Genomic DNA, 18389 nt, shown 5'->3' with positions numbered 1-18389 from the left:
CAGGTCGGGGCATGTCAATGTCAGGGATCCGTTATGATTCGTTTTGATAAGGTCAGCAAGGTATATAGCGGCGGCCATCAGGCGTTGCAGAAGGTCAGCTTTCACCTGCACAAAGGGGAGATGGCCTTCCTGACCGGGCACTCGGGGGCTGGCAAGAGTACCCTTTTGAAGCTTATTGGCGTGATGGAGCGACCGACCGATGGCCGTGTCTTCTTTCACGGCGACGATGTCAGCCACATCAAGCGGGGGGATATCCCCTATGTGCGTCGCCAGATCGGCATGATCTTCCAGGATCACCGCCTGCTGATGGACAGAACCGTGTTTGACAACGTGGCCCTGCCGCTGGTGATCGATGGTTACAGCCATGCAGACATCAACAAGCGGGTTGCGGCGGCGCTGGACAAGGTGGGCTTGCTCGGCAAGGAGCGCTACCAGCCGCGCATGCTCTCCGGTGGTGAGCAGCAGCGTGTCGGCATCGCCCGTGCCATCGTCAACAAGCCGCCGTTGCTGCTGGCGGATGAGCCGACCGGCAACCTGGATCCCCAGCTCTCCATGGATATCATGCGGCTGTTCGAGGAGTTCAACCGCTTCGGGGTCTCGGTACTCATTGCTACCCATGATCTGGGGCTGATTGCCCGTATGCGCTACCGCACCCTGACCCTCAAGGCGGGCCGCATGTATTCGGCGGGGGAGGAGCTCTGATGGTTATTGTTCGCCATAAACAACCGCCGCTGCGCCGTCTGATGATGGTCATGTGGATGGATCACGTCGCCGATATTCGACACGGGGGAGAGCTCTGATGGCTATCGTTCGCCATAAACAGCCACCGCTGCGCCGTCTGATGATGTACGGGGTCGATCACGTCCGTCAGGCGTTTGCCAGCCTGGGAGAGTTGTGGCGCAATCCGCTCGCCTCCCTGATGACCCTGGCGGTGCTCGGCGTCAGTCTGGCATTGCCCTCCTGCTTCCACGTCTTGCTGAAAAACGCCGAAGTGGTGGAAGGCAGCTGGCAGACCAGCTCCCAGATTTCTCTTTATCTGCGCAAGGATCTGCCAGAGCAGAGCATTCTCGACATGAAGCAGCGGATCCTGCTCTATCCCGAGGTGGAATCCGTCACCTACATGAGCCGGGAGGAGGCGCTGAAAGAGTTTCGCGAGATCTCCGGCTTCGGCGATGCCCTCGACTATCTGGACAGCAACCCCTTGCCGCCCGTGCTGAGCGTCATTCCGGATCCCCGCTGGCAGAATCCGGAAGGGGCCGCCGAGCTGCTCGGCAAGCTTAACAACGAAGACGGGGTTGAGCAGGGCAAACTGGATCTGCAGTGGCTGACCCGGTTGCAGGGGATCATGAACCTGCTGCGCCATACCATCACAGGCATCGCCGTGCTGTTGCTCTCGGCTGTGCTGCTGATCGTCGGCAATACCCTGCGCCTGAACATCCTCAACCAGCGCTCCGAGATCGAAGTGCTCAAGCTGGTGGGGGCGACTGACGCCTTCATCCATCGTCCCTTCCTTTATACCGGTATCTGGTTCGGGGTCATCGGCGGCATGCTGGCCTGGTGGTTGACCGAAGTCATGGTGATCTGGAGCGAGGGTGTGGTGAAGGAGCTGGCCGGGCTCTACAACAGCAATTTCCGGCTGGTGGGCATGGGGGCGATAGACGGGATCAATCTGGTCTTGCTGGGGGCTTTGCTGGGGCTGATCGCCTCCTGGTTCTCGGTACATCGCCACATTCGCGACATAGAACCATCCTGATTAATTTATCAGCGTTTCAAAGCGCTGGATTTTGAGAGCTGGATCAAGTAAAAGAATTGCCGTTTCTGGCTCGGCCACTGTTCTCGGAGTAATCTGATTAACAGCTATCTTCAGGATCTGCTCTGGATCCGGTGAACCTTCTGATTTATAAGCAGTCTACAAGTGCTGAAGAACTTATACGGGTGTGGCCCCTCTGCCTTGCTCGTCTGACTTGGCAAGCATGTGAAGGTTGCGAGCTCCGCAACAATGGACTTAGCATGCTACTTTTCGGGGGTCCTTGATTGTGACCCCCTTTTTTTGACTGTTCATTCATGATTCATCCTGCCGGCCTAAGATAGCCCGAGTTCAAACTGGGCACAGTGTTTGATGTGGGCCGCAGAATGATATCCGGTCAGTAGACAGACCCTCTCAGGGTGTTAGACTGGTTCGATTGAAAAGAAAGAGGTAAAAAATGGGAACTTCATTGCAACGCACTATGGCTCTGATTCCGCAAGGTAGTCTGGAAGGCTATATCCAGGCAGTAAATTCGATTCCTGTGCTGACCGCAGAGGAAGAGCGTGAGCTGGCTGAGCGTTTGCAGCAGGGTGGCGATCTCGAGGCTGCCCGTCAGCTGGTCATGTCGCACCTGCGTTTTGTCGTTCACGTCGCCAAGAGTTATGCCGGATACGGTCTGCCCCAGGCTGACCTGGTTCAGGAAGGCAACATCGGCCTGATGAAGGCGGTCAAGCGCTTTGACCCGACCGTCGGAGTGCGACTGGTCTCCTTCGCCGTGCACTGGATCAAGGCCGAGATCCACGAGTATGTGCTGCGCAACTGGCGCATGGTAAAAGTGGCCACCACCAAGGCCCAGCGCAAGCTCTTCTTCAACCTGCGCAAATCCAAGAAGCGTCTGGGCTGGTTCAGCCATGACGAAGTGCAGGCCGTCGCCGCCGAGTTGGGAGTCTCCCCGACCGACGTGACCGAGATGGAAGCGCGCATGAGCAACTACGATCAGGCGTTCGATCTGGTCGGTGATGATGAAGACGAAGGTGGCTTTGCCCCTGTCCATTATCTGGAAGACAAATCCTCCGATCTGGCGGCCACCATTGAGAACGACAACTGGGACGATCACGCGACCCGTCGCCTGAGTTCGGCCCTTGCCACTCTGGATGAGCGCAGTCAGCACATCATTCGTGCCCGCTGGCTCGATGATGACAGCAAGACCACTCTGCAGGAGCTGGCCGACACCTATGGTGTCTCCGCCGAGCGGGTGCGTCAGCTTGAGAAGAACGCACTCAAGAAGCTGAAAGACGCCATGGAGGCCTGATGCCTCCCTCACAAAAACAGGGCCTGATGCCTCCCTCACAAAAACAGGGCCTGATGGCCCTGTTTTTGTTTCACGAGTATCTGGTCGGCCTTGCCTTGGTTACCCTTGTCTATGTTATGTTGCCGCCACTGCCACAGTAGGGAGAGCAGATAGTGAAACTGTTGAACGACCTGTTTACCAACAACCGCGAGTGGGCGGAACGGATCAAGGCCGAGGATCCGAATTTCTTCGCTACCCTCTCCGCCCAGCAGGCCCCTGAATACCTCTGGATCGGTTGCTCCGACAGCCGGGTTCCCGCCAACCAGCTGATGGGCTTGCTGCCGGGGGATGTGTTCGTCCACCGCAATGTCGCCAATCTGGTGGTGCACACCGATTTCAACTGCCTCTCGGTGCTGCAATATGCGGTCGAGGTGCTCAAGGTGAAGCACATCATCATCTGCGGCCACTATGGCTGCGGCGGCGTCAAAGCGGCGATGCAGAACCAGGAGCTGGGGCTCATCGACAACTGGCTGCGCAACATCAAGGATGTCTACTTCAAGTATCGTGAACAGCTGGATGCCATCGAAGATGAGCACGAGCGTTTCGATTACCTGTGCGAGCTGAACGTGGCCGAGCAGGTTGCCAACGTCTGCCACACCACCATCATCCAGAACGCCTGGCGCAAGGGGCAGGAGCTGGCGGTGCACGGCTGGATCTATGGCATCAAGGACGGTCTGCTGCACGATCTGGATCTCTGCGTCAGCGGGCCGGATCAGATCCCCGATGTTTACCGCGCCTGGCCGGACATGCGTCCGCCCCACCGCCGTCGCTGAGGAGCCTGCCGTTGGCGCCAGCCCTCTATCTTCAGATCAAGCAGCACATCTTGGACGGGATCCGTGAACGCCACTATCAGGCGGGGGACAGGATCCCGACCGAGGCGGCCCTGTGCGAGCAGTTTGCCGTGAGCCGCATGACGGTCAACAAGGCACTGCGCGAATTGGTGGCCGAGGGCTGGCTGGTACGCACCGCCGGTTCCGGCAGCTTCGTGGCGGACAGGCGTACCGAGTCGCCCTTGCTGGCCATTCGCAACATAGCCGATGAGATCGCCGAGCGAGGCAGCCAGTACAGCGCCCGGGTGATCCGGTTGCAACGCCAGGCCGCCGACGAGAAGGTAGCGGTCCAGCTAGGGCTGAGAGTCGGTGCTGCCATCTTCCACAGCCTCATCGTCCATCAGGCCGATGGGGAGCCGCTGCAACTGGAGGAGCGCTTCGTCGATGCCGAGCGTCTGCCCGGTTATGGCGAGCAGGATTTCACTCAACAGACCCCGAATCGCTACCTGATGGACGTCTGTCCTCTCTCCGAGATGGAGCATGTGGTAGAGGCCGTGTTGCCGAGTGCCGGTGAAGCCGGTCTGCTGCAGGTGCGGGTCGATACCCCCTGCCTGTTGCTGCACCGCCGTACCTGGTCGGAAGGGTATCTGGTCTCCTATGCCCGTCTGCTCTCGCCAGGTTCCCGCTACAAGCTGAGTTCCAAGACCAGTCTCAGTTAATTGTATATACATATAGTTTTGACAGAGCCCACCTCATGGTGGGCTTTTTTGTGCTTAAACTCTAATGAAAGCGCTGTTATCAAGATGTGAACTTGATCCTTTCTTTCCTGACAGAGATCGGATATAAGTTAATGTATATACATTTAGAGGTCGGTATGAACAAGGAACTGTTGAACTGCGAGCGGGTCTGGCTCAACGTGACACCCGCCACCCTGCGCCCCGATCTGGCTGACTACGGTCTGCTGGAACCCCACGCCCTCGGCGTTCATGAAGGCAAGATCCACGCTCTGGTGCCCATGCAGGATCTCAAGGGCCCTTATCCTGCCCACTGGCAGGACATGAAGGGCAAGCTGGCAACCCCGGGGCTCATCGATTGCCACACCCACCTCATCTTTGCCGGCAGCCGCGCCGAAGAGTTCGAGCTGCGCCAGCAGGGGGTGCCTTATGCCGAAATCGCCCGCAAGGGCGGCGGCATCATCAGCACTGTACGTGCGACCCGTGAGGCCAGCGAGGAGCAGTTGTTCACGCTGGCGGCTGCCAGGATCAAGTCGCTGATCCGGGAAGGGGTCACCACGGTAGAGATCAAATCCGGCTACGGCCTCACCCTGGAAGATGAACTCAAGATGCTGCGGGTCGCCCGCCGACTGGGGGAAGCACTGCCCATTCGGGTCAAGACCACCCTGCTGGCTGCCCATGCGGTGCCGCCAGAATATCGCGACGATCCCGACTCCTGGGTCGAGACCATCTGCCAGGAGATAATCCCGGCGGCTGCCGAGGCGGGTCTGGCGGATGCGGTGGATGTCTTCTGCGAGCATATCGGCTTCTCGCTGGCCCAGACCGAGCAGGTCTATCTGGCCGCGGATCAATACGGTCTGCCGGTGAAGGGCCACATGGAGCAGCTCTCCAACCTGGGAGGCAGTGCGCTGGCCGCCAACTTTGGTGCCCTCTCGGTGGATCATCTGGAGCATCTGGATCAGGAAGGGATCCAGGCACTGGCCCACCGTGGCGTGGTCGCCACCCTGCTGCCCACAGCGTTCTATTTCCTGAAAGAGACCAAGCTGCCCCCCATCGCCGCCCTGCGCAAGGCCCATGTGCCCATGGCGGTCTCCTCCGACATCAACCCGGGCACTGCCCCGATTGTGTCGCTGCGCATGGCCATGAACATGGCCTGTACCCTGTTCGGTCTGACCCCGGTCGAGGCCATGGTCGGGGTGACCCGCAACGCCGCCCGCGCACTTGGCGAGCAGGAGCGTTTAGGGCAGTTGAGAGTGGGCATGCTGGCGGATTTCTTGGTCTGGAATTGCGCGCACCCGGCCGAGCTGAGCTACCTCATCGGGGTCGATCAGCTGGTGAGCCGGGTCGTCAACGGGGAGGAGACGCTGCATGGATAAGTTCAGCCTGTCCCATATGTCGGTCTGGCAGGGGCGCCAGGATCCGGAAGATGGTGAGCTCGCCCTGCGCTGGCACGACAAGGTGCAGGCCTGGCCGCTGAGCGGTACTGCCGAACCCGGCGTGGCCCTGGTGGGCTTTGCCTGCGACGAGGGGGTGCGCCGCAACAAGGGGCGCGTGGGGGCCGCTGGCGCACCGCTGGCGATCCGCAAGCTGCTGGCCAACAGTGCCTGGCATCTGACTCGTCCCGTCTATGACAGCGGGGATTTGACCTGCGACGACGGCGATCTCGATGCCGCTCATGCCCGCTTGGCCGAGCGGGTGGCGAGCCTGCTGGATGAGGGACACTTCCCGCTGGTGCTGGGAGGCGGTCACGAGGTGGCGTTCGGCAGCTGGAGCGGTCTCAACCGTCATCTGGTCGGTCAGGGCCGGGTCGGCATCATCAATTTCGATGCCCACTTCGACCTGCGCCGCAAGGTAGAGCAGGCGAGTTCCGGCACTCCCTTCTTCCAGATTGCCGAGCAGTGTACCGCTCAGGGAACGCCTTTCCATTACGCCTGCCTGGGGGTGGCCGAGACCGCCAATACGCAGGCGCTTTTTGCAAGGGCCGACGCCTTGGGGGTCTGGTATGTGAAAGACGAGGCCATGAGCGAGCGCACCCTGCCTACTTTGCTAAGCGGGCTGGATAGCTTTATCGCCCAGTGTGACCACCTCTATCTGACTATCGATCTCGACGTGCTGCCCGGCGCCGTCATGCCGGGGGTGAGTGCTCCCGCCGCCCGTGGCGTCGAGCTGGCCATCATCGAACCCCTGATCGTCCATATCCGGGCCAGCGGCAAGCTGCGGCTCGCCGATCTGGCCGAGTACAACCCGAACCTGGATCAGGATAACCGCAGCGCCCGCGTGGCCGCCCGGCTGGTCCATCAGTTAACCAAGTAGCGCTCTGCCGAGGGCAGGTCGCAATGCTGCTGCATTGATAAAACAAGGAGTGTGTATGTCTGAGCAACACCTGGATCCCCGTCAGGATCCGAGCCGCGTCATCCGTGCCTCCCGTGGTACCACGCTGACTGCCAAGAGCTGGTTCACAGAGGCGCCGCTGCGGATGCTGATGAACAACCTGGATCCGGAAGTGGCCGAGCATCCCCAATCCCTGGTGGTCTATGGCGGTATCGGCCGCGCCGCCCGCAACTGGGCCTGCTACGACAAGATTGTCGAGGTGCTGACACGGCTGGAGGAAGACGAGACCCTGCTGGTGCAATCCGGCAAGCCGGTCGGGGTGTTCCAGACCCACAAGGATGCGCCTCGGGTGCTGATCGCCAACTCCAACCTGGTGCCGCACTGGGCCAACTGGGAACACTTCAACGAGCTGGATAAGAAAGGTCTCATGATGTACGGCCAGATGACGGCCGGATCCTGGATCTACATAGGCACTCAGGGAATCGTGCAGGGTACCTACGAAACCTTCTTCGCGGTGGCCAATCAGCACTTCAACGGCGAACCCAAAGGGCGCTGGATCCTGACCGGCGGTCTGGGTGGCATGGGTGGCGCACAGCCGCTGGCCGCCACCATGGCCGGTTTCTCCATGATTGCCGTCGAGTGCGACGAGACCCGCATCGATTTTCGCCTCAAGACCCGCTACGTCGACAAGAAGGCCCACAGCCTGGATGAGGCGCTGGCCATGGTCGAGGAGGCCAAACAGAGCGGCACCGCCGTTTCCATCGGCCTGCTTGGCAACGCCGCCGATGTCTTTGCCGAGCTGGTGGCCCGTGGCATCACCCCGGACGTGGTGACCGACCAGACCTCGGCCCACGACCCCATCCACGGCTACTTGCCGCAGGGGTGGAGCGTCGCCCAGTGGCGCGAGCTGCAAAAATCTGCGCCCCAGGAAGTGAATCAGGCGGCTCGTCACTCCATGGCCCGTCAGGTGGAAGCCATGCTGACCCTGCAATCCCGTGGCGCGGCGACCCTCGATTACGGCAACAACATCCGCCAGATGGCACTGGAAGAAGGGGTAAAAAACGCCTTCGATTTCCCCGGCTTCGTGCCTGCTTATATTCGCCCGCTGTTCTGCGAGGGGATTGGTCCCTTCCGCTGGGTGGCGCTGTCCGGCGATCCGGAAGATATCTACAAGACGGATCAGAAGGTCAAAGAGTTGATCCCGGACGATCCCCACCTGCACAACTGGCTCGACATGGCCCGCAAGCGCATCGCCTTCCAGGGCCTGCCTGCGCGGATCTGCTGGGTCGGGGTCAAGGATCGGGTACGCCTGGGCCTGGCTTTCAACGAGATGGTGAAAAATGGCGAGCTGAAGGCGCCCGTGGTCATAGGTCGCGATCACCTGGACTCCGGCTCTGTGGCCAGCCCGAACCGGGAGACCGAATCCATGATGGATGGCTCGGATGCCGTCTCCGACTGGCCGCTGCTCAATGCCCTGCTCAACACGGCCGGTGGCGCGACCTGGGTCTCCCTGCACCACGGTGGCGGCGTGGGCATGGGCTTCTCCCAGCACTCGGGTGTGGTGATTGTCTGTGACGGCAGCGACGATGCTGCCAAGCGGGTCGGCCGCGTGCTGCGCAATGACCCGGCCACCGGCGTGATGCGCCATGCGGATGCGGGTTACGAGATTGCCATCAACTGTGCCCATGATGCGAAACTGGATCTGCCGATGCTGACCGCAACGGCCAAAGGGGTTAAATAAGATGTTTGAACTCAATCTGTTACCGGGCAAGCTCTGCCTCAACACCTTGCGCCGCGTCAGCCGCGAGCCGGTCCATATCAGCCTGGATCCGGCCGCGCTGCCCGGGATCCGCGCCTCTGCAGCCGTGGTCACCAAGGTGATCGAGCAAAACCGCGTTGTGTATGGCATCAACACCGGCTTTGGCCTGCTGGCCAACACCCGCATTCCGGTGGAGCAGCTGGACGAATTGCAACGATCCATCGTGCTCTCCCACGCTGCCGGCATCGGTACCTACATGGATGACGCCACCGTGCGGCTGATGATGGTGCTCAAGGTCAATTCCCTGGCGCGGGGCTTCTCCGGCATCCGCTTGACTGTGCTTGAGGCGCTGATGACCCTCATCAACGCCGAAGTCTATCCGGTGGTGCCGAAGAAGGGCTCCGTCGGCGCCTCCGGCGATCTGGCGCCGCTGGCTCACATGAGCTGTCTGCTGATCGGGGAGGGCAAGGCCCGCTACAAGGGCGAGCTGATGGACGCTGCCACGGCGCTGAAGATCGCGGGTCTCGAGCCTATTTCATTGGCGCCGAAGGAGGGACTGGCCCTGCTCAACGGTACCCAGGCCAGCACGGCGTTCGCGCTGGAAGGCCTGTTCCACGCCGAAGATCTGTTCGCCGGCGCCATCACCATAGGCGCCATGAGTGTGGAGGCGGCTCTGGGCAGTCGTCGTCCGTTCGATGCCCGCATCCATGAGGTGCGCGGTCAGCGTGGCCAGATCGATGCCGCGGCTTGCTATCGTCACCTGCTGGTGGATGGCAGCGAGATCGGCATGTCCCATCACAACTGCGAGAAGGTGCAGGATCCTTACTCATTGCGCTGCCAGCCCCAGGTGATGGGGGCCTGTCTGGCCCAGATCCGCCACGCCGCCGAGGTGCTGGTGTGCGAGGCCAACGCTGTCTCCGACAACCCGCTGGTGTTCGCCGAGGATGAGGAGATCCTCTCCGGTGGCAACTTCCATGCAGAACCCGTGGCTTTCGCCGCCGACAACCTGGCCCTGGCCATCGCCGAAATCGGGTCGCTGTCGGAGCGCCGCATGGCGCTGCTGATCGATTCCCGCATGTCGGGCCTGCCTGCCTTCCTGGTCAACAACGGCGGGGTCAACTCGGGCTTCATGATCGCCCAGGTCACCTCGGCGGCGCTCGCCTCCGAGAACAAGAGCCTGGCTCATCCGGCCTCGGTAGACAGCCTGCCCACCTCCGCCAACCAGGAAGATCACGTCTCTATGGCCACCTTCGCCGCTCGCCGACTGACGGACATGGCGGAGAACACCCGTGGCATACTGGCCGTCGAGCTGCTGGCAGCGGCCCAGGGGCTGGATTTCCGTGCTCCGCTGCGCACCACAGCGCTGCTGGAGCAGGCCAAGGGGCGGCTGCGGGCAGAGGTGAGCTTCTACGACAAGGACAGGTACTTCTCGCCGGACATAGAGGCGGCGGCTGCGCTGCTGGCCAGGGCGAGTTACAACGACCTGATCCCGGTCGGTGTGCTGCCCAGCCTCTAAGCCCCCATTCGGCTCATAGCAAAAGACCGCCCATCGGGCGGTCTTGTCATTTCTGGTGTTGGCTGGCGCGGGTTATTCGTGTTCAAACATCAGGAACAGATAAACCACGAACAGCACCAGGTGGGTAGCGCCGTGCAGCACATTGGTGCGGCCGCTGCTGAAGGTGACTTTGCAGACCATAAGCGTGGTGACGAGCAGTACCATGTCGGCGGCGGAGAGGCCGAGGCGCACCTCCTGGCCCAGCATGGCGCCGATGAACAGCACGGCCGGTACTGTCAGGGCTATGGTGGCCAGCACAGAGCCGAAATAGAGGTTCATGGCCCGTTGCAACTGGTTGTTGAAGGCTGCCTTGATGGCACCGACCCCCTTGGGGGCAAGTACGATACAGGCCACGATAAAGCCACCCAGCGCAGGAGGCGCCGCCATGATCTTCACGCCGAAGTTGATGGGTACGGCCAGGGTCTTGGCCAGCAGGATCACCACCACCAGATAGGCGAGCAGCAGTATGGTGTGATAGACGTTGCTGCGCAGCGGGCCGTGGTGCTCCTCGTAATCCTCGTGGTCGCTGTCGACGAAGAAGTGGCTGTGGCTGCGGGTCTGGATTAGCAGGAAGATACCGTAGAGCAGGACGGAGATGATGATCAGCATCCAGGACATGGGGCTCGACATGCTGCCGATGGTGCCGCCCCGGGTGAAGTTGGGCAGCACCAGACAGAGTAGCGCCAGCGGTATGATGGCGACCAGATAGGATTTGACCCCATCCAGATTGAAGCTCTGGGTGTGGTAGCGCCAGCCGCCAAACAGCAGGGTGAAGCCCACCAGGCCATTGGTGACCAGCATCACCACTGCAAACATGGTATCGCGGGCCATTACGGGATTGGGATCGCCTGTGAGCATGACGGAGGAGATCATCACCACTTCCAGCGAGATGACGGAGAGCGTCAGGATAAGGGTACCGAAGGGCTCACCCAGCTTGATGGCGAGGGCATCCGAGTGGCGCACCACAGAGAAGATGGCCCAGGTGACGATGGCAAGCAGCGCCGCCGAGACAGGCAGATAAATCCCGAGCGGAGTCGCCTCTGTCAGCAGCTCGCTCCCTGTGGTCTTGAAGAACAGCAGGGTCAGCAGGCCAACGGGCAGGGCAATCTCTTGCCGGATAAATGACTTCATAGGCAATGGTTCTCATCTCGGGGCGGCATGAGCCGACGGGGTATGGAGGCAATGATGCAAGGTCACGGCAGGTGACGACCCAGACAATGATAAAGGCTGTTGTCCGGATCGGGAAAAATCATTTTGTTACAAACCAAGCAGTGGTGGGCTCGCCTGACACCCGTGGTCAGCCGATGGTCGGGATATAGATAGCTAATCTGACCGTATGCTGCGTAGCATGGACTATGCCGATCGCATTCATGCTCTTGTGGATCTGGCGGCATTCCGACCAAGGACTCCCATGTCTGTTGTGCGTCTGCGCTATCACACCATAGAGTTTGGCGAACTCGACATCCACCTGCGCACCCTGCGCGACAACCAGCAATTCTCCGATGACGAGGGGGAGGCGGAGGCGCTCGGCATCTCTTCAGCCTTCTGGCCGCTATTCGGTATCGTCTGGGATTCCGGCAATGTGCTGGCCCATCTGATGGTGGAGTACGAGATAGTTGGCTTGCGGATCCTGGAGGTGGGCTGCGGCATCGCCTTGGCGAGTCTGGTGCTCAACCATAGGCTGGCCGACATCACGGCCACTGATTATCACCCGGAGGCGGGCGCCTTTCTGGCGGAAAATGTGCTGCTCAACAAAGGCAGCCTCATCCCCTTTATTCGCACCGGTTGGGCAGATACCACCACGGCGCTGGGTCGCTTCGATCTCATCATCGGCAGCGATCTGCTCTATGAGCGTGGTCAGGTCGAGACCCTGGCCGCCTTTATCGAACAACACGCCAAGCCCCATTGCGAGGTGATCCTGGTGGACCCGGGTCGTGGCCTGCATGCCCGCTTCAGCAAGCGGATGGTGACCCTGGGCTATCAGCACAGTCAGCACAAGCCGCTGGATGTGAGCTATCTGAGCCAGCCATTTCGTGGCCAGATCCTGCAATACCGGCGCTAGTCATCGGCAGTATGGGCTGCCGTCGCGCCAGACTTCCCTATCCGGTAGTAGTTTCTTTATCGACCCGGTGGGCGGTCAAGGCCGCGGCGGCATAAGCCTGAGGGCGGGATTTGTCGCAAGGAGGAAGGGTTTGATGCACGGATGGGATGCAAATGGGAGGCGTTGTTCTGGTGCATTAGCTGTATCAATTTGATCCGCAGGGAGCGCCGTGGCAATGATAAATTATAACTCAATGATAAATATGGATTTTATAAAGTACGCTGATGAAGATTCAATCGCTTACCTGTCATAAGTGACAATTGTCCAGCTTATCTGAAATGGCTAGAGTAGCCGTGCGGTTTGACTCACCGTGTGTTCAATACTCCTGTATCTGTTTTTTTGTCAGTAGCACAGAGTGTTAGTTTTGATATGAGTGTTTCTTTCGGTCCCCTTAGTGGGACCATTTTTCTGCCTGAAAATCCCTGATCCCGCCACTTCGCTCCCATTTTTCTGCCCCGGTAGCCATTTTTCACGGATGGCTTGGTGTTCCTGTGCCCATTTGGTTATGCTCGCCCGCTTAATTCCAGAAGCGGGATCTTCGTCCATAGGCGCGCTTCGGCGTTGGCTGATACGATGAAGCCACATGGATGTTGTCGGGCATACGGAAGGCATATGAAACTGACTACTCAGCTTGTCTCGTTTATTACCCTGTGCGTGATCGCCTCCATGGCCATGGTGCTGCTCGGCGGCGTGTTCAGCTTTCGTGAGCTGGGGATGGAGCTGCAGCAAAAGAAGGTCAACTCTCTGGTCGAGGTGATCGACAAGCAGCTGGAGGCGGCCGATGACCATCAGGAGCTCACCCGCTGGTTGCCGACCCTGCTGCGTTCGGCCCATGTGGTGGAGCTGGAGATCCGTCAGGGCAAGCAGCGGATTTACTGGTTTCGCGACGTGCAGCAGCAGACCGACGAGAGTCTGTTGATCCCCTACAGCCAGCCCATCTCTCATCAGACAGGCATGCAAGCCGACTTCAAGCTGGAGCGACCGTTCAAGGAGTTCGAATACTCCATGAAGGCCATGTCCGGCATATCCCTCGGTATCTTCATCGCCATCTTCGGGCTCTGGTACTCCATTCGCTGGCTGCGGCTGCAACTGCGAGGCGCCGAGCTGCTGGCCGAAAGGGCCCAGCTTATTCTCGACAACAAGCTCACCAAGCTGGCCCACGATCCGGCGGAGGAGTGGCCCGTCTCCGCCAGTCAGGCCCTGGATCATCTGCTGGCCGAGCTGGCGGATGCCCGCAAGGAACGCAGCCGCTTTGACAACTTCATCCGCAGCAATGCCTTCGTCGACAAGATGACAGGCATAGGCAACCGGCTGTTCTTTGACAACCGGCTCGAGAGCGCCATCATGGAGGCGAGCGTGATGAGCGGCGGTGTGCTGCTGATCGACCTTGCCGGTCTGGAGGATCTGGATCCCGAGCTGAGCGGGCGCCAGAGCCAGGATCTGCTGATGGAGGCGAGCGCCTCCATCGCCGCCTTCGTGCGCAAGCACAGCGGCGCCCTGCAGGCCCGCTATGCCGGTCAGGTATTTGCCGTGCTGCTGCCCAACATGTCCGAGAGCGAAATGGTGGATGGCGCGGGTCAGCTGCACAAGAGCCTGCAACGACTGCACTGGCCCGCGGCGGTCAATGTCGAGACCGCCGTCTACCTGGGCGCCGTCTGCTATCAGGCGCAGGATTCCCTGCTCAAGGTGCAGGAAGAGGCCGAACTGGCGCTCAAAAGCGCGCGGCTGCAGGGTCATACCGGCTGGTTCCTCTACGAGAAGCAGCTGGATGAGGAGCAGAGCAGCAAGGGCACGGTACGCTGGCGCACCCTGATAGGCCGCCGCATCGAGGAGCATGGCATCGATTTTTACGTTCAACCGGTGCAGCAGGAGCGGGATCAGGTGGTGCTTCAGCAGGATTTGCTGATCCGCATTCACGACGAGCAGGGTCGGGCGTTGCAGGCTGGCGTCTTCATGCCCATGGCAGAAAAGGCGGGGCTGCTGTTGCCACTGGATCGGCTGGTGGCGGAACAGACCCTGCGGCTGCTGCGTCAGCGCTCAGAGCAGAGCTGCCCCATCAGTCTGACCCTCTGTGCCCAGAGCCTGCTGCACCGCGAGTTTCAGCGCTGGCTCTTCTTCGACCTGTTCCAGCTGCCGCGCAGCACCAACGAGCGGCTTATCCTGCAATTGTCCGAAGCCCAGGTGACTCGCCACTACGAGGCACTCAAGCGGCCGCTGCGGGCGCTGCGCATGCTGGGCTGCCAGCTGGCCATCGATCACGCCGGTCAGGATGTGGTGAGTACCCAATACATCAAGGAGTTCGAGATCAACTTCCTCAAGCTCCACCCCAGTCTGGTGCGGGAGATCCACACCCGACAGGTCAACCAGATGGCGGTGCGCAGCCTGGTGGGAGGCTGCGCCAACACCCGTACCCGGGTGATCGCCGTCGGGGTGGAGAGTGGCGACGAGTGGAAGATGCTGCGCCACCTCGGCGTTCATGCCGGTCAGGGCCCCTGGTTCGCCGAGCCGGAGCGGCTGGTGATGGAACCGGCCGGCGCCTGATGGTGTGGCCGCAGGGCAGCCTTCAGATCCGGCCCTGCTCCTTCAAACCCATAAGCCCCTGCATGCCACCCGTGTGGATAAAGACTATCTTGCTGCCACGGGGGATGCGCCCGGCGGCCAGCTCGCGAAACAGGCCCCACATTGCCTTGCCGCTGTAGATGGGTTCCAGCGGCAGGCCTGTCTCGACGCTGAAATCCTGCACCCACTGCCACAGGGCCGGGCTGAATTTGGCATAGCCACCATCATGGTGATCCAGCGCTATCTGCCAGCCGGGCGTGCTGGCAGCGGCAGGATGGAGGCGACACACCTCGTCAGCGATAAAACCGCCCCCCTTCAGTACCGCGATGGCGAGGATCTGCTCCCGATCCCGTTTGCCGGTGATGAGGCCAGCCAGGGTGCCGCCGCTGGCGCAGGGCAGTACCCAGAGATCCGGCGAGAAGGGCACTTCTTCGACCAGCTCGGCCACCCCGGGAATGGCGAGCTGGCTGCTGCCTCCTTCCGGCACTATCAGGGTATCGGATGCCGCAAACTGGGCCAGCCAGTCGGGGTCCTGACGCCGCCGGTAACTCTGGCGGTCGACAAAAATGAGATCCATGCCCCAGCCTTTTGCTGCGCTCAGGGTGGAGTTGCTGACGGCCTCTGCTTCACCACGTATGATGCCGGTAGTTCTCAGGCCAGATTGACTCCCAGCTGCCGCCAGCGCATGAATGTGGTTGGAATAGGCACCGCCAAACGAGAGCAGGTGCTGCATGCCCTGTTCCCGGGCATGTTGCAGCTGGTACTTGAGTTTGCGCCACTTGTTGCCCGAGATGGTCGGGTGGATCAGGTCATCTCGTTTGCACCAGAGCTGGACGTCGTATTGCCGCAGCAGAGGGTGGGAGATGGATTCCAGTGGCGAGGGCAGCCGGGCCGGTTGCAGGGCAAACGCCTGCGGGCGGGTCGAACTGGGTAACAATGAGTAATCCGTCATTTATCTGGAGGCTAATGCCCTGTTTATGCTAAGGTTTAATGCGTTTTATGCAGCCAGGTGCGGGTTTCAATGAAACAACTTTTCAGACGTTCAACCCCAAGCCGTCAGGTGGGGCTCCTGCTTGCCAGCGACCGGATCATGCTGGCCTCGCTGGGCAACCCCCCTGTCTTCGCCACCCGCGCCATCAACGGCCCGCAAGAGTGGCCGCTTGCCATGAGCGAGCTGTTCAGCCGCCATGGCCTCGCCAAGTCTAAAGTGCGGGTCGCCCTCGCCGCCACTCTTTATCAGCAAGTCCAGATCGACAAGCCCGCCGTGCCTGAGGCAGAAATGGCGGGCGCTCTGCCCTGGGCCATCAAGGATTATGTCAACGAGCCCGTGTTGCAGCTCGCCATGGATTATGTGGACTTGCCCACTCCGCCTGCTGGCAGGCCGCGGATCAACGTGATCTGCGTGCCCAAGGCGCGGGTGCAGCAACTGGCGGATGCGGTCAACAGCATAGCGAGTCTGGATGCCATCGTCAGCGACGAGTTGGCCATGACGGCGCTTTATGAGGCCGACAACACAGTACGCATGTTGCTGTGGCAACCCAGGGGGCAGGATCTGCAACTGCTGGTATTCCATCAGGGCGGGCTCTGTTTCTCCCGCCAGCTGCGCGGTTTCACCGCCCTCACAGGTGAGCATGAGCCGGACAGCTTGCTGCTCGATTCACTGGCGCTGGAGATCCAGCGCTCCCTCGATTATCTGGCCGGCCAGCTCAAGCTGCCGGAGCTTGGCCAGATGCAGCTCGCCATCGCCTCCTCCTTCATCGGTACCCTGGTGCGCCACATGGAGCAGACCTTCGGTTTTGCCGTCTCCGCCATGGCCAACAAGGCTGTGCTGGCCGGTGTTGAGTACCTGTCGGCCTACGCCGCAGCCATCGGGGAGCCTGCCTGATGAAACGTCAGATAAACCTCTATGGCGCAGAATTTCGCCCCAAACGCCAGTGGGCCAGCCTCAATCAGATGGCGCTGGTGTGGGGGGGCTGCGTGATCCTGTTGCTCTGCATGGCAGCCTTTTACGGCTGGCAGCAGCAAGGGGTCAGCCGTGAGCTGGCACAGGTGCGCGCGGCGCTGGAGGTCAAACGTGGGGAGGCCCAGCGGCTGGATGCCGCGTTGACTCGCCATCAGGCCAACACACAGTTGCAACAGCAGCTGGCCAACAAGCAGGAAGAGTTGACTGCCAAGCAGGGGCTGATGCGTCAGTTGGGCAGCCTGGCGTTGCAAAAATCCCAGGGCTACGCCGGCCTGATGGCCGATCTCTCCCGCATTCGGGACAAACAGCTCTCCTTGCAGCGGATCGAGATCGCCGAGGGGCGCATCAATATCTCCGGCTTCGCCGGTCGCAGCCAGGATGTGCCCGCCTGGGTAAACCGTTTCAAGCAGACACCGTCGCTGGCGGGCAAGCAGTTTGGTGAATTGACCCTGAGCCGTGACAAGGAGGGCCGCCTGGCCTTCCAGCTCAGCGGTATCGAGCGGGAGAAGCCCTGATGAGCCTGAAAGCACAATGGCAGGCGTGGGCAGACAAGATTGCCGCCCTCAGCCAGCGCGAGCGGATATTGATACTGTTGACCGGGCTGGTGCTGGTCTGTGCCGGTGGCATTTATGGCTGGCTGGATGATGCCACCCTGCGCCTTGAGCAGGAGCGCGCGGCCTTGACCTCGGCCCAGCGGGATCTGGAGATCATGGATCTCGAGAATCTGGGCAAGCAGGCGCGTCTGGCGCGGAATCCCGATCAGAATGTACGGGAGCAGCTGGCGCGGGTTGAGGGTGAGCTTGGCAAGCTGGATGCCGAACTCAAGGCCCAGACGGTGGATCTGATCCCGGCCCACGAGATGCCGGAGGTACTGGAGGCCTTGCTGTCACGCTCCACCAATCTGCACATGCTGGCGCTGACCTCCCTCGCCCCTGAGCCGCTGATGGCGGGGGATCAGGGCATCAACCTGTTCAAGCACGGTATTCGCCTCAAACTGGAAGGCGGTTATTTCGATGTGTATCAGTACCTGAAAGCGCTGGAGGCGCTGCCTCGTCATTTCTACTGGAAGCAGTTTGACTATCGGGTGGAAGCATACCCCAAGGCGGTGGTGGAGATGGAAATCTACACCCTGAGCACCAGCAAGGAGTTTATTCGTGGTTAGATGGCTGACGCTATTGTGTTGCCTGCTGGGCTCAGTGGCCCAGGCCGAGGTACTGCAGGATCCCACCGAACCGCTCGAGGGAATAAACAGCCAGGCGGGGGCGGTAGAGAGCCCGAGCGCCGGTCTGCCCAAGTTGCAGAGCGTGGTGCTGGGCAACGGCCCGGCGCTGGCGGTGCTCAACGGAAAAAGTTACCGGATAGGCCAGCAGGTCGAGGGATATCGACTGGTGGCCATCAGTGCAGATGCCGTTGTGCTGGAGAAGGGGGGCAAGCGCCAGTCGCTGACCCTGTTTGCCAGCAAGATCCGTATCTGAACGGGCCCTGCCCGGGATGGGCGGGGCAAGGTTTGTCGAGTTTA

17 protein-coding genes are annotated in these 18389 nt (G+C 60.8%); 15 read left to right on the top strand and 2 right to left on the bottom strand.

Going from position 1 to position 18389, the window contains the following annotated elements; translation table 11 throughout:
- Nucleotides 1-33: 33 nt before the first annotated feature.
- From ftsE to hutH, 9 genes are all read left to right on the top strand, one after another.
- Nucleotides 34-702: a cell division ATP-binding protein FtsE gene (ftsE, locus tag OKC28_RS04565; RefSeq protein WP_005316428.1), complete on the top strand. Its 669-nt coding sequence runs from the start codon at nt 34-36 to the stop codon at nt 700-702.
- A gap of 97 nt (nt 703-799) precedes the next feature.
- Complete coding sequence (gene ftsX / locus OKC28_RS04560; RefSeq protein WP_005316425.1) at nt 800-1753, top strand: permease-like cell division protein FtsX; 954 nt, start codon at nt 800-802, stop codon at nt 1751-1753.
- A gap of 451 nt (nt 1754-2204) precedes the next feature.
- Nucleotides 2205-3059 (top strand): RNA polymerase sigma factor RpoH, encoded by an 855-nt coding sequence (gene rpoH / locus OKC28_RS04555; RefSeq protein WP_011899178.1) that lies wholly within the window; start codon nt 2205-2207, stop codon nt 3057-3059.
- 152 nt (nt 3060-3211) lie between these two features.
- Complete coding sequence (gene can / locus OKC28_RS04550; RefSeq protein ID WP_005316416.1) at nt 3212-3871, top strand: carbonate dehydratase; 660 nt, start codon at nt 3212-3214, stop codon at nt 3869-3871.
- Between the two features lie 11 nt (nt 3872-3882).
- Nucleotides 3883-4587, top strand: coding sequence for a histidine utilization repressor (gene hutC / locus OKC28_RS04545; RefSeq protein WP_058394753.1), 705 nt, complete (start codon nt 3883-3885; stop codon nt 4585-4587).
- Between the two features lie 155 nt (nt 4588-4742).
- Complete coding sequence (hutI, locus tag OKC28_RS04540) at nt 4743-5978, top strand: imidazolonepropionase (protein WP_234595850.1); 1236 nt, start codon at nt 4743-4745, stop codon at nt 5976-5978.
- Nucleotides 5971-6915, top strand: coding sequence for a formimidoylglutamase (gene hutG, locus OKC28_RS04535; RefSeq protein ID WP_270687743.1), 945 nt, complete (start codon nt 5971-5973; stop codon nt 6913-6915). The genes hutI and hutG overlap by 8 nt, the downstream gene beginning before the upstream one ends.
- Before the next feature lie 55 nt (nt 6916-6970).
- Entirely contained in the window at nt 6971-8674 is a 1704-nt protein-coding gene (hutU, locus tag OKC28_RS04530) for a urocanate hydratase (protein ID WP_270687738.1), read from the top strand.
- Nucleotide 8675: 1 nt separating this feature from the next.
- Nucleotides 8676-10208 carry a histidine ammonia-lyase gene (gene hutH / locus OKC28_RS04525; RefSeq protein ID WP_270687736.1) on the top strand — a complete coding sequence of 511 codons (1533 nt, stop codon included), beginning with the start codon at nt 8676-8678 and terminating at the stop codon, nt 10206-10208.
- Nucleotides 10209-10280: 72 nt separating this feature from the next.
- On the opposite strand, the gene OKC28_RS04520 is transcribed toward hutH, so the two are convergent.
- Nucleotides 10281-11378 carry a calcium:proton antiporter gene (locus OKC28_RS04520; RefSeq protein WP_270687734.1) on the bottom strand — a complete coding sequence of 366 codons (1098 nt, stop codon included), beginning with the start codon at nt 11376-11378 and terminating at the stop codon, nt 10281-10283.
- Between the two features lie 280 nt (nt 11379-11658).
- On the opposite strand from OKC28_RS04520, the gene OKC28_RS04515 reads away from it, so the two are divergent.
- On the top strand, nt 11659-12309 hold the full coding sequence (locus OKC28_RS04515) for a class I SAM-dependent methyltransferase (RefSeq protein WP_058394758.1): 651 nt from the start codon (nt 11659-11661) through the stop codon (nt 12307-12309).
- Nucleotides 12310-12960: 651 nt separating this feature from the next.
- On the top strand, nt 12961-14889 hold the full coding sequence (locus OKC28_RS04510) for an EAL domain-containing protein (protein WP_212540607.1): 1929 nt from the start codon (nt 12961-12963) through the stop codon (nt 14887-14889).
- Between the two features lie 22 nt (nt 14890-14911).
- Here the strand turns inward: OKC28_RS04510 and OKC28_RS04505 are convergent, their stop codons facing one another.
- The gene (locus OKC28_RS04505; RefSeq protein ID WP_270687731.1) at nt 14912-15859 is read right to left on the bottom strand and encodes a 1-aminocyclopropane-1-carboxylate deaminase/D-cysteine desulfhydrase; all 948 of its coding nucleotides are present in this window, start codon (nt 15857-15859) and stop codon (nt 14912-14914) included.
- Nucleotides 15860-15928: 69 nt separating this feature from the next.
- Here OKC28_RS04505 and OKC28_RS04500 point away from each other — a divergent pair, with 69 nt between their 5' ends.
- Genes OKC28_RS04500 through OKC28_RS04485 form a run of 4 tightly spaced genes read left to right on the top strand, consistent with a single transcriptional unit; the run spans nt 15929 to nt 18345 of the window.
- Nucleotides 15929-16792 (top strand): MSHA biogenesis protein MshI, encoded by an 864-nt coding sequence (locus tag OKC28_RS04500; protein WP_270687729.1) that lies wholly within the window; start codon nt 15929-15931, stop codon nt 16790-16792.
- Entirely contained in the window at nt 16792-17385 is a 594-nt protein-coding gene (locus tag OKC28_RS04495; RefSeq protein ID WP_021139571.1) for a PilN domain-containing protein, read from the top strand. The genes OKC28_RS04500 and OKC28_RS04495 overlap by 1 nt, the downstream gene beginning before the upstream one ends.
- Nucleotides 17385-18032: an MSHA biogenesis protein MshJ gene (locus OKC28_RS04490; protein ID WP_270687726.1), complete on the top strand. Its 648-nt coding sequence runs from the start codon at nt 17385-17387 to the stop codon at nt 18030-18032. Before OKC28_RS04495 ends, OKC28_RS04490 begins: the two co-directional genes overlap by 1 nt.
- A complete protein-coding gene (locus OKC28_RS04485) occupies nt 18025-18345 on the top strand; it encodes a SctD/MshK family protein (RefSeq protein WP_270687724.1) in 321 nt (106 codons plus the stop codon). The genes OKC28_RS04490 and OKC28_RS04485 overlap by 8 nt, the downstream gene beginning before the upstream one ends.
- Nucleotides 18346-18389: the final 44 nt, after the last annotated feature.

Source organism: Aeromonas sp. D3, from assembly GCF_027705025.1.
Taxonomy (GTDB): Bacteria; Pseudomonadota; Gammaproteobacteria; order Enterobacterales; family Aeromonadaceae; genus Aeromonas; species Aeromonas salmonicida.
This window is presented reverse-complemented; position numbering and strand designations above follow the sequence as displayed.

Bases quoted from the DNA above. Each gene is read 5' to 3' on its own strand.
- OKC28_RS04520 (WP_270687734.1), bottom strand. From the start codon at position 11,378: ATGAAGTCATTTATCCGGCAAGAGATTGCCCTGCCCGTTGGCCTGCTG.
- hutU (WP_270687738.1), top strand. From the start codon at position 6,971: ATGTCTGAGCAACACCTGGATCCCCGTCAGGATCCGAGCCGCGTCATC.
- hutH (WP_270687736.1), top strand. From the start codon at position 8,676: ATGTTTGAACTCAATCTGTTACCGGGCAAGCTCTGCCTCAACACCTTG.
- hutG (WP_270687743.1), top strand. From the start codon at position 5,971: ATGGATAAGTTCAGCCTGTCCCATATGTCGGTCTGGCAGGGGCGCCAG.
- ftsX (WP_005316425.1), top strand. From the start codon at position 800: ATGGCTATCGTTCGCCATAAACAGCCACCGCTGCGCCGTCTGATGATG.
- OKC28_RS04510 (WP_212540607.1), top strand. From the start codon at position 12,961: ATGAAACTGACTACTCAGCTTGTCTCGTTTATTACCCTGTGCGTGATC.
- OKC28_RS04515 (WP_058394758.1), top strand. From the start codon at position 11,659: ATGTCTGTTGTGCGTCTGCGCTATCACACCATAGAGTTTGGCGAACTC.
- OKC28_RS04505 (WP_270687731.1), bottom strand. From the start codon at position 15,859: ATGACGGATTACTCATTGTTACCCAGTTCGACCCGCCCGCAGGCGTTT.
- OKC28_RS04495 (WP_021139571.1), top strand. From the start codon at position 16,792: ATGAAACGTCAGATAAACCTCTATGGCGCAGAATTTCGCCCCAAACGC.
- rpoH (WP_011899178.1), top strand. From the start codon at position 2,205: ATGGGAACTTCATTGCAACGCACTATGGCTCTGATTCCGCAAGGTAGT.
- ftsE (WP_005316428.1), top strand. From the start codon at position 34: ATGATTCGTTTTGATAAGGTCAGCAAGGTATATAGCGGCGGCCATCAG.
- OKC28_RS04500 (WP_270687729.1), top strand. From the start codon at position 15,929: ATGAAACAACTTTTCAGACGTTCAACCCCAAGCCGTCAGGTGGGGCTC.
- hutI (WP_234595850.1), top strand. From the start codon at position 4,743: ATGAACAAGGAACTGTTGAACTGCGAGCGGGTCTGGCTCAACGTGACA.
- OKC28_RS04490 (WP_270687726.1), top strand. From the start codon at position 17,385: ATGAGCCTGAAAGCACAATGGCAGGCGTGGGCAGACAAGATTGCCGCC.